The organism is Sulfidibacter corallicola (genome assembly GCF_017498545.1).
Classification (GTDB): Bacteria; Acidobacteriota; Holophagae; order Acanthopleuribacterales; family Acanthopleuribacteraceae; genus Sulfidibacter; species Sulfidibacter corallicola.
Window position 1 is genome coordinate 7,480,657 of sequence record NZ_CP071793.1, and the last position, 11,299, is coordinate 7,491,955.

At 59.7% G+C, this 11,299-nt stretch carries 5 protein-coding genes; 2 read left to right on the forward strand and 3 right to left on the reverse strand.

The window, feature by feature from the left end:
* Window positions 1-58: 58 nt before the first annotated feature.
* Window positions 59-1,138 carry a tetratricopeptide repeat protein gene (locus tag J3U87_RS23020; RefSeq protein ID WP_237378125.1) on the reverse strand — a complete coding sequence of 360 codons (1,080 nt, stop codon included), beginning with the start codon at window positions 1,136-1,138 and terminating at the stop codon, window positions 59-61.
* 810 nt (window positions 1,139-1,948) lie between these two features.
* Here J3U87_RS23020 and J3U87_RS23025 point away from each other — a divergent pair.
* Window positions 1,949-4,048: a TonB-dependent receptor gene (locus J3U87_RS23025; RefSeq protein WP_420038317.1), complete on the forward strand. Its 2,100-nt coding sequence runs from the start codon at window positions 1,949-1,951 to the stop codon at window positions 4,046-4,048.
* Between the two features lie 256 nt (window positions 4,049-4,304).
* On the forward strand, window positions 4,305-4,685 hold the full coding sequence (locus J3U87_RS23030; RefSeq protein WP_237378127.1) for a hypothetical protein: 381 nt from the start codon (window positions 4,305-4,307) through the stop codon (window positions 4,683-4,685).
* A gap of 420 nt (window positions 4,686-5,105) precedes the next feature.
* Here J3U87_RS23030 and J3U87_RS23035 read toward each other — a convergent pair whose 3' ends face one another.
* Together J3U87_RS23035 and J3U87_RS23040 are read right to left on the reverse strand one after the other, a co-directional pair.
* Window positions 5,106-6,899 (reverse strand): serine hydrolase domain-containing protein, encoded by a 1,794-nt coding sequence (locus tag J3U87_RS23035; RefSeq protein WP_237378128.1) that lies wholly within the window; start codon window positions 6,897-6,899, stop codon window positions 5,106-5,108.
* 2,584 nt (window positions 6,900-9,483) lie between these two features.
* Complete coding sequence (locus J3U87_RS23040) at window positions 9,484-10,644, reverse strand: FAD-dependent oxidoreductase (RefSeq protein WP_272932517.1); 1,161 nt, start codon at window positions 10,642-10,644, stop codon at window positions 9,484-9,486.
* Between the last annotated feature and the right edge of the window lie 655 nt (window positions 10,645-11,299).

The window sequence follows — 11,299 nt, forward strand, 5'->3', positions numbered from 1 at the left end:
ATCAGCAGATGTCATGGCTCATGGGCTGGGGGCGGCGGTTTTTCGAAGGGGGTTCCGTTCACTGACCATCCCTCGCTTCGACGAGAAGGCGCTCGGCCTCTTCGCGCACCCGCCGCAGCTCGTGGCGCCGGGCGAGATCCAGACATTCTTTGCCGTATTTGACGGCTTCGTCCATTCGGTGCTCGGCCAGGTGAATTCGGGCGAGGTCCAAAAGCTGCACTGCGGTGGCCGCGTGGGCCTGGGTTCTCCGGGTCACTCGCAGTCCTTCCGACAGCCAGGCGATGGCCGTATCCGTGTCTCGCCGGTGTTCGTAGAGGAAGGTCGCCAGGGTGGAGATCGCGAAGCCGGTCCCGGACACCGAGCCGGCGCGACTTCGGGCGGTCACACAGCGCCTGAAATACAGTTCGGCCTCGGCGAGTCGGTTCTCGTTCAGGGCAATCTGGCCCAGGTGACGCAGGCAATACCCGAGGACCACGGGGTTGCCGCCTTTTTCCGCGGCGGCGGCGCCTTCCCGGTACCGTGCGGCGGCGCGTTTCGGATGGCCTGCCCGCTCGGCGAGGTAACCCATGTGGAACAAGGACTCGCCCAGGCCCGACCAGGCGCGGGGGTCTGCCGGTGTGGCTACGACCAACTCGCGGTGGATGGCCCATGCCTGCTCGTGCAGGGCGGTCAAGGCGTCAAAGATCAATTCGGTCTCGAAACCACACTGCACCAGCATGTTGTTGCCCATCGCGTTCAGGGCCGCCGCTCGGGTCAGGTCATCTCTTCCCTCGGTGGCGAGCTGCCTCGCTTCGGAAAGGACGTCGTCGGCGGCGTCGAAATGCCCTTGCCTGGTCAAGGTCCTGCCCAACTGTTGGAGGATCCGCGCTTTCCAAGCATTGGGCGAGGCCGAGTCCGGGGCGACGTCCAGGCCCAATTCGAGCAGCGCTCGGCTGTGCACGTACCGGTTCGTCAGGCGGTATGTCTCGGCCAGGTCGAGCAGCGGCGGGAGCAAGGCATCGCTGGATTGGTTCAGTACCGCGTTCGGGTCGGCAACATGCGGCCCGTGAACGTCATCCGCCATCGGTGGATGGGCTGTGCAGGTGAGCGCCATCCCCAAGCTCAGTGCGAGTATCGCGAATTTGGATCTCTTCTTCATGCCGTCTCCCTGTTGGTTTTCGTGGTTTGACTCTCGCTCGAACGCATGGAAGCTACCGGGATCGATGACGGAACCGCGGCCGGATGCGAGGCCTTTTTCCCAAGATGGATCTCCACAGCCGCGCGCATGCAGCCCGCGCAGGAGCGCTCCCGTCCAGATCCACGATACGGATTCAAGTTGGATAGCTCATTCTACGGACCCTGTTCCGCGTCGAACCGGGCCGGTACCGCAAGCGGTCGATCCGATGGTGTAAGCGGTCAATATCCGTCGCGAGCGGTTGGGGACTTGTTCGAAAATGCCGTCAGCCGTCGCGCTTTTCCGAACCGTTTCTTCCGGATGGGTGTTGGCTGCCCGCATGAAACAAACCGCTCCAAGTTGCCGCGGTGTGGGAGATTCGTCGTGCCGGTCAGGTGTGGCAGCCATACCGGCCGTGCCCAACCGGCCGTGGCATACCGGCCGTGCCCTACCGGCATCGCACGCCGAATTCGCTTGCGTTCGAAACATACCCAATAGATAATGTTTCGCAATAAAAATTGAGATTGAGTCCTAAATTTAGAAATTGAGGTTTGTATGCGCTTGTCAGTTGCATTGCTGTTGTGCTCGTGTTTTGCCTTCTCGGCCGAAGATGCCGTGAAGCTCGACCAACAACCTGAAAAGAAGGAACTCGAAATCAGCTCTGAACGTCAGTTCATCCTGAACGATTCAAAACCGGCCACGGCCGCCGTCCGGCAAAAGGCAACCGTCATACCCGCTCAATTGAACTCGAGCGCCGCGATGCCCATGGCGCACGCAGCGACACCAGTCGTCGCAATGATCGCTGACGAGGACAAAAAAGAGGCGCCCGCTAAAAAGGCTGAAGAGGCCGAGACTAAAGAGGAAATGGTCGTCATCGGGAAGTACCTGTACACTGACCTGATCAATGCGCTGAGAACCCCAACGCCGATCATCGACGTGCCGCAAAGCCTTTCCATCATGACGGCCGTCCAGCTCGAGGAGCAGGGCTTCACGAGCATCGGCGACATCATCAACTACACACCTGGTGTGAATACGTCGCAGGGCGAAGGCCACCGTGATGCGATTGTCTTCCGTGGCGTACGGTCCACGGCGGATTTCTTCATCGATGGCGTTCGCGATGATGTTCAGTATTACCGTCCTCTCTACAATCTGGAGCAGGTGGAGATTCTTCGTGGCCCGAACGCGCTTCTCTTTGGGCGTGGCGGCACAGGCGGTATTTTGAACCGCGTCACGAAGAAAGGCAGGATTGGCGAGCGTTTCACGAGATATCAGGCCGGATCCGATTCGTTTGGCGAATTTGGTCTCCAGATCGACAGCAACTTCGGCGTTAGCGACAGGCGAGCTTTCCGGATTAATGCTTTTTACGAAAGCCTTCAAAATCACCGCGATTTTTATGATGGTGATCGGATCGGCATCAATCCGACCGTCAAGTTCGCGCTCGGCCCGTCGACCACCCTCGACTTATCCTATGAATATGCCGATCACGAGCGTTTCGTTGACCGTGGTATTCCGACAGGAGACGACGGGCGCCCGGTTGAAGCCCTCGAAGACGTGGTTTTCGGGGATGGAGAGCTCAATACGACGGAGCTCGAGGCCCACTTGATTCGCGCGAAACTGGAGCACAAATTCTCGGAACACATCAAGGGCAATTTCAGCGCCTTCCACGGCAACTACGACAAGCTCTACCGGAACTTCTACGCCAGCGACTACGATGAAGCGACGAACATCGTCGAGCTTGACGGATATGTGGACACGACCCTGCGTAAGAACACGATTCTGTCGGGAGACCTGATCGGCGAGTTCGATGCGGCCAACGTTCGGCACACGGTGATCTTCGGTGCTGAATTTATCGACACCTCGTCGGACCAGAATCGCTACAACTCGTATTTCGATACTTCGGCTGCCGATGTCGCTGCCGGCGTGCCTGGCGCGAGAACCGACCAGGCGAACTTTTTGGCGACGCGTCCGATCGTTCTCACGAACGGTGTCGGCGTTCTGGCCGACGGCCGGACCACAAACAACAGTTTCTCGACAAATCTCAATGACGACACGCGCGTGAACATTGAAGTGTTGTCGTTCTACCTTCAAGACGAGATCGAAATATCGGACAAATTCGATGTCACCCTCGGCGCTCGCTTCGATAGCTTCGACATCGAGGTTTTCAACGTTCCCGCCAATGAGGTACGGACCCGGGAGGATCAGGAGGTCTCGCCGCGCCTCGGATTGGTGTACAAGCCAAAGGAGAACACCTCCTTTTACGCCAGCTACAGTGAATCCTTCCTGCCACGCAGCGGCGAGCAGTTCGCCAACATCAATGGTGACAACAATCGGCTGGATCCGAACACCTTCACCAACCTCGAGGCGGGTGTGAAGTGGGACTTCGACCGACGCCTGAGCCTGACTGCCGCGGTCTTCGAGATTGAACAGGAGTCGCCGGTCGTCGCCGATTCGGACGCCGGAACCTTTGACGTGATCGAAACCTCGGTCGAAGGAATCGAGTTACAGCTCCAAGGGCAGGTTTCGGATCGATGGTTCATCTCGGGTGGATATAGCTATTTGGATGGTGAGCAGGCGGACGGCGTTCTGCGTCCGCGCGAGCTGCCGGAAAACATGTTCTCGGTCTGGAACAGCTTTAAAGTGACGGAACTGTTTTCTTTGGGGCTCGGGATGACCTACCAGGACGAGAGCTTCATCAACAACAGCAATAGCGCGGTTTTGCCGAGCTATACCCGTTTTGATGCAGCGGCTTACTACGACGTGTCAGACAAGATTCGGATTCAGTTGAATATCGAGAACCTGACCGACGAGCTCTATTTCCCGAACTCACACAGTACCCATCAGGCGACCGTGGGAGCGCCTTTTAACGCACGTCTGTCACTCAAGGGGCAATTCTAGGGTCTTTTTGGTGATGTCGACTGGCGTGACGCGCTCCCGAAAGGGGGCGCGTCTTTTGGCGTGTGGCCGAGGTAACCCTTTGCCTCGCCTGATTCCTCGTATCGCAGGTATATTCTCAATTTCCTGGCGGGGCTTCACCGCGCTTTTTTGCACCATTTTTCATCGCTCACTACAATCTTCGGTGGGCACCATCCATTGGTCGAAACTCGCATTCGCATGCGCCCATTGGTGACCTTCTCGATCAACGGAGACTGCCATGGAAACCGCCGTAGAAATATTTGCCGCCGTCAATTTCGTGATCATCGGGCTCTCCCACATCACGCAACCCACCGCATGGGCCGAATTCTTCGTTTGGCTGCGGGAACGGGGTCATGCCGGCGTGTTCGTGAACGGCTTCATCAGCCTTGGCTTTGGGTCGATCGTGGTTGCGTTTCACAACGTGTGGACGGGCATCCCCGCGATTCTGACGATCTACGGCTGGTTACTGATCCTAAAGGCCTTGGTTGCCTTCACCCTGCCCAGCTACGCCATGAAAAGTCTGCAACTCGTGAACCCCGCCAACGCCAAGAAGTTCGCGGTTGCGGGTTTCGGATTGCTGCTTCTCGGCGGCTTGCTCATCTTTAGTATCGTCAGGTGATTGCGTCATCTAGGTTACGTGGCCTCGAGTCGCTTTGCGGGTCGAGCTTTGACGGCGCTGACGATGGGGAACCTGCGATGCCTGTCCCTGGGGGTACTTTTCGAAGGGATTCAAGTCGGGAGTGCCCGCATGCTTCGAGGGTCGGTACGGCGGTCGGTTGGCCACGGCCGGTAAGCCGGCCCGGCCGACAGGCTTCTCGCAGGTTGGGGCTTCAATGGACGCGTGGCTGCCAACTGGAGTTGCTTCGCTCTTTAAGTGTTCGGAAAGATGGCGTTATGTGGCTTCGATTGGTGGAGCAAGCTGCTCCACCTACAGGCTTTACGTCTCTTGCGTGCATGCGGGCTCCCCGAGCCGGCTCGCCTCGCCTTGAATCTTTCGCGACATCGAGCCGGGTATGCCCGCTCCGTTTGTTCGGAGTGCCTACCTGGCTCGGCGCTTCAAGGTCGCACCGTGGCTGAATAGCCGTTCCTGGATGTCGTCCAGGGCATCCGGGTCAAGGCCGTCGCCATCGCCGTTGACCAACGTGATCACGCCGATGCCCGTGTCGGGGTTGAAGAACATGAAGGTATCGGCACCCGATTCTCCACCGTCGTGGCCGACCAGGTTTTGGTCGAACTTCCGGGTGGTGAACCACAGCAGACCCTGTGAGACGGTGTCTTCGTCATCCTGGCCCTGGGGTACCTGCCGGTCCGCCAGCATGGTCTGGATGGTTTCGGCGCGAAGCACGCGGGTGCCGTCGAGGGTTCCGCCGTTCATGACCATGGCGAGGAACCGGGCCAAGTCGGCCGCGCTGGCACGACACTGCCCGTTGGGATAGTCGGGAAAACCGTAGTGGCCCACCGCCTGGAACTGTCCGTTCGCGGCGACCTCGTAGGGAATCGCCACATCCGCCGGGTTGAAGTCCGCCAGGAACCAGCCGGTACGGTCGAGGCCGAGCGGAGTGAAGACCTGGTCCTTGCAGTAGGTGGCGAACGGCGTTTCGCTGACTCGTTCGATGAGGTAGCCGACGAGTGCCGTGCCCACATTGGAGTACTCGGAAGCGTCGCCAGGTCGGTCTTCCAGAAAATTGACCTCCTCGTCGTACCACTGCCCGCCGGGCGTGAGGTACCCCGCGAGGAAGGTGCCGAGCGCGATCGGCGAGTCGGCCCCGTAGGTGTAGGATTCCTCGGTCACGTCCTCGTTGTCGACGATGCCCGAGGTGTGGGTGAGCAGATGTGACGCGAGGATGGTTTCGCCGGCCACCCAGGGGTTGTCCACGCGAAACGGCAAGATGTCGTTGATGGGCGCCTCGATGGCGATGAGGTCGTTTTCCCAGGCCTTCATGAAGATCACCCCGGTGATGGCCTTGCTGATCGACGCCAGGAGAAAAGGCGTCTCGGCCGTGACGGGCCGGTCGTTCGTCACATCGGCGAGTCCGTATCCGCCGGTCCAGGCCACCTTGCCGTTGACCACGATGGCGGCACCGAGACCGGGAATGTTGCCGGTAGCCATCTTTTGACGAATGTAGTCGCCCATTTCGTCGGTTGCGGGTACGTACCGGCTGCCCGGGACGGCCACGATCTGGCTGACGTCGTTGCGGAAGGTCAGGGCGAACGCGGCGACATCACCCGTGGCGTTCAGGGTCAGGTTCGCTTTTTCGGGCACGTTGTCGCCGAACAGATCCGCAGCCATCGCCACGAGTTTGCCGTGGGGCGGGACCGTCCGGGTGATACTTTCGCGAAAGCTCTTGTCATGGGCGGCGAGGGTCAAGGTGAGGGTGACTGTGGTTTCACCGGTGTTGGTCACCGCGAACCCGCTCTGTTGGGCCTCGTCGTTCTGCAACAGGGGCAGCAGCCAATCGGTACCCGTTTGGGTCATCAAGGGCAGGCTCGAGGTGCCACCGCCCGACACGTGGGTGAAGCGCATCAAGCCGCTGAGGTTTTCGTTCGCCGTCGTCAGGTCCAGCCAGCCCTTGGATTCGGGAGCTTGGGGGAACAATTCGGTGATGGCCTGGTCGGAGCCCTCCAGGTTTGCGAGGGACAGGGTGGTCGAGCCCAAATGGGTACCGCTTTCGCCATAGGCTTGAATGGTGACGGTCGCGGCCTGGGGGTCCGGATTGACCAGGCTCAACCGCGTCTCCCAGGCTCCGTCGGCAAAGGTGAAATGGGGCAAAATGATGCGTCGCTCCTGGGCGTGCGTCGGTGCCTGACCAAAAAGCACCAAACTGAACAGCAAACACGCGACTCCTCGCTCGAGGTCTTTCATGCACATACATTCACTCCTGTTGCGGCTGTCTTTCGGCACGACCGAAGGTGGGGCTTCCTGGAACCATGGGGTGCCATGGGCTCCGAGGGAAACCGGATGCCGAAGGTTGTCTTTCCGGCGTTGGGTCGGGCTTCCATTCTTCGCTTGATTGCGCGGGCGTCGATAGGATGTATCGGCCCTGGCCTCGAAAGACATCATTTCCCACTACGGCCATCGAAGGGCCAAACCCCTACAGCTCGTGCTCTAGCGGCGGTGCCCTCGCGGCCGTACCCTACCGGTCCTGCCTTACCGCACCTACTACCGGGCACGACGCATCTCTCGGGATTCGGGCGCTCCAAGCAGGTTTGCTTCCGAAGGGTCGCGGACCAGCGGGCATACCCAGCTCGATTTCGGGTAAGAAACCACGCGAAGCGAGCCAGCATGGTGGTCCCGGCTACCTGAGAGGATCGTCGGGCAGGGCCGGTAAGGCCCAGTAGGTGCGACCGCTGGTCGCACATTCCGAAGCCGAATGCTTCAATGCTCTAGCAATGGGCTGGACTTCTCTCTTTCAAGTCTGGAACCTGCGATGCGCGGATCACTTCGACAAGTTCATCCGGCGGGCTTACCGCCCCTGCTGAACCTACCGGGCACGACGCATCTCTCGGCATTCGGGCACTCCAAGCAGGTTTGCTTCTGAAGCGTCGCGGAACAGCGGGCATACCCAGCTCGATTTCGAGTAAGAAACCACGCGAAGCGAGCCAGCATGGTGGTCCCGGCTGCCTGAGAGGATCGTCGTGCCCGGTAGGTGCGACCGCTGGTCGCACATTCCGAAGCCGAATGCTTCAATGCTCTAGCAATGGGCTGGACTTCTCTCTTTCAAGTCTGGAACCTGCGATGCGCGGATCGTTTCGACAAGTTCATCCGGCGGGCTTACCGCCCCTGCTGAACCTACCGGGCACGACGAATCTCTCGGGATTCGGGCGCTCCAAGCAGGTTTGCTTCTGAAGGGTCGCGGAACAGCGGGCATACCCAGCTCGATTTCGGGTAAGAAACCACGCGAAGCGAGCCAGCATGGTGGTCCCGGCTGCCTGAGAGGATCGTCGGGCACGGCCGGTATGGCAGGGCCGGTAAGGCCCGGTAGGTGCGACCGCTGGTCGCACATTCCGAAGCCGAATGCTTCAATGCTCTAGCAATGGGCTGGACTTCTCTCTTTCAAGTCTGGAACCTGCGATGCGCGGATCGCTTCGACAAGTTCATCCGGCGGGCTTACCGCCCCTGCTGAACCTACCGGGCACGACGCATCTCTCGGGATTCGGGCGCTCCAAGCAGGTTTGCTTCTGAAGGGTCGCGGACCAGCGGGCATCCCCAGCTCGATTTCGGGTAAGAAACCACGCGAAGCGAGCCAGCATGGTGATCCCGGCTGCCTGAGAGGATCGTCGGGCACGGCCGGTATGGCAGGGCCGGTAAGGCCCGGTAGGTGCGACCGCTGGTCGCACATTCCGAAGCCGAATGCTTCAATGCTCTAGCAATGGGCTGGACTTCTCTCTTTCAAGTCTGGAACCTGCGATGCGCGGATCGCTTCGACAAGTTCATCCGGCGGGCTTACCGCCCCTGCTGAACCTACCGGGCACGACGCATCTCTCGGGATTCGGGCGCTCCAAGCAGGTTTGCTTCTGAAGGGTCGCGGACCAGCGGGCATCCCCAGCTCGATTTCGGGTAAGAAACCACGCGAAGCGAGCCAGCATGGTGATCCCGGCTGCCTGAGAGGATCGTCGTGCCCGGTAGGTGCGACCGCTGGTCGCACATTCCGAAGCCGAATGCTTCAATGCTCTAGCAATGGGCTGGACTTCTCTCTTTCAAGTCTGGAACCTGCGATGCGCGGATTGCTTCGACAAGTTCATCCGGCGGGCTTACCGCCCCTGCTGAACCTACCGGGCACGACGCATCTCTCGGGATTCGGGCGCTCCAAGCAGGTTTGCTTCTGAAGGGTCGCGGACCAGCGGGCATCCCCAGCTCGATTTCGGGTAAGAAACCACGCGAAGCGAGCCAGCAAGGTGGTCCCGGCTGCCTGAGAGGATCGTCGTGCCCGGTAGGTGCGACCGCTGGTCGCACATTCCGAAGCCGAATGCTTCAATGCTTTAGCAAGGGGCTGGACTTCTCTCTTTCAAGTCTGGAACCTGCGATGCGCGGATTGCTTCGACAAGTTCATCCGGCGGATGAACCTACCGGGCACGACGAATCTCTCGGGATTCGGGCGCTCCAAGCAGGTTTGCTTCTGAAGAGTCGCGAATTGCTCAACCAATCGAAGTGACCTGGCATGGATAGAAATCGATCATCGAGAGATCTGGAGGCGCGACTTATCTGCTTCGCTCTGTTACTACTTGCTCTTGCGAAGCCTGGGCCGCTTCGAAGTGTCGGCCGGGCCGGCTCTCAAAGCATGCGGGAACCCCTCGTATGAATCACTTCGACAAGTTCATCCGGCGGGCTTACCGCCCCTGATGAACCTACCGGGCACGACGCATCTCTCGGGATTCGGGCACTCCAAGCCGATTCGTTTCAAAGGAGCGTGCTTCCGTCAATCGCGCTTGTAGACATCGAGGTCTTGGTTTTTCAAGGTGAACAGGGCGTCGAGGGTTGTATCCCGATCCTGCTCCAGCAGGCGTGCGGCCACGTAACGGCCCAGTGCCGGTCCGTGTTTGTAGCCATGACCCGCGCCGCCACCGACCATCCAGACGTTGGGCCACTCCGGATGCCGATCCACCAGGAAATCACCATTGACGCTGTCCGTCACCTGGCAGACTCGGGTTTCGATGATCGGCTGGTCGGCCAGCAAGGGGAACCGATAGGCCAGAAAGTCGCGAACACGCTTGGTTTGGTAGGCGTTTACATGGCGGCCGTCCATGTCCGGGTCGATGTCGTTGCGCTCATCCATCGGACAGAGTTTCATGCCCCGGCCTTCGAACGAAGGGAAACCGTAATAGGTCGCGAACCTGGGATCTTTGGCCGGGCCGCGAAAACCCCAGACGGGAAGCTCGGGGACCGAAAATCGAAGATCGCCGGCTGGTGGGCCGACGAAGAATACGTCGCGGCGGACCGGCCTCAATTTCCTTCCCAAAACCTGGGGAAAGAGCTTCGGCAACCAGGGACCGCAGGCGAACACGAAGATGTCGGCGTTCAAATGCGTGCCGTCACTCAACGACAGGGTCTCGAGTTTGGCCTGTTTCACCTTGCCGGGCTGGGCCTTGGCGAGCCGAAGGGATCCACCGGCGGTGCGAAACCTCTGGGCCACGACGCGGCAGGCCTCGCGCGCACGCAACAGGCCAGCAGTCGGATTGTAGAGACCCAGCTCGATGCCGTCCATGTGAATTTGGGGCCAGCGTTTCACGAGCTCCTGCGAAGACAAAATTTCGCTGGGTACCCCCGCCGCTTCCAATCGATCCCTGGCGGAAAGGCAGGTTTTGGCACCCTTGGGGGAGGCGAGCAGGAGACGCCCGGTTTTCGTGAACAAGGTCGTGTTCCATTGGTCCTGCCAATGCCGCCACAGCTCCATCGCCTGAATCGCCAGGTTCATGTAGGGCAGGCGCGTGCCGTAATCCTCGCGGATCAGCCGCGTTTCTCCTCCCGAGCTCGATCGCGAATGGCCCGGTGCATAAGCGTCGACCAGCGTGACTCGTGCGCCGGCGAGTTGGGCGTACCAGGCAGTCCAGCCGCCAAACACGCCGGCTCCGATGACCACGACGTGCGGTTTGGGTCCTGACCTTCGGGCAGGCGCGGTCCTGGCCGCGGATGCACTCCCGAGCGCTCCGGTTTGAATGGCTGAGATCTTGAGAAACGTTCTTCTATCCAAAATGATCCTTCCTCATCCGTTTGTTGCTCGATTCACGAGGGTGGCCTCATGTGTGGGACCTGTTTCGGGTGGCTGGGGTGACCGGATTCCCGTCTTCCAAAGCCGATGGGCACGGAAGCACCGCCCCAGGTCACGTGTTGACAGGGGACACGCCACGATAACCGAAAGGCCCCGTTCCTCCTGTGCGCCAAAAGGCTTGGTTTCGCACTTGAACTCGAGGGTTTCATAGTATGTGATGGCGTGCTGTGACCAGGAGGATTCGGAGTATGTGGCCTCGGAGCACTCCAGGATTCAAGCTCCATGAATCTAGGGTTTGAGGTATGGTGGGCCGGCTCGAAAATGGTTGTGAGATTGGCGGGAATGTGGGGAGCGTTCGATTCTGAAAATACATCTGAACCGAATATGGCGATTAAATGAAAAAATAATTCTATTACCTTCGTTGTAGGAGACCGTCCATCCCATACTAACGGGAGCGTCGTTCCGAGGCAAGTGGTAAATGAGAAGGGGTTATCGTTTTTTTGCGTGAAGGCCCAAAGGCGATCGG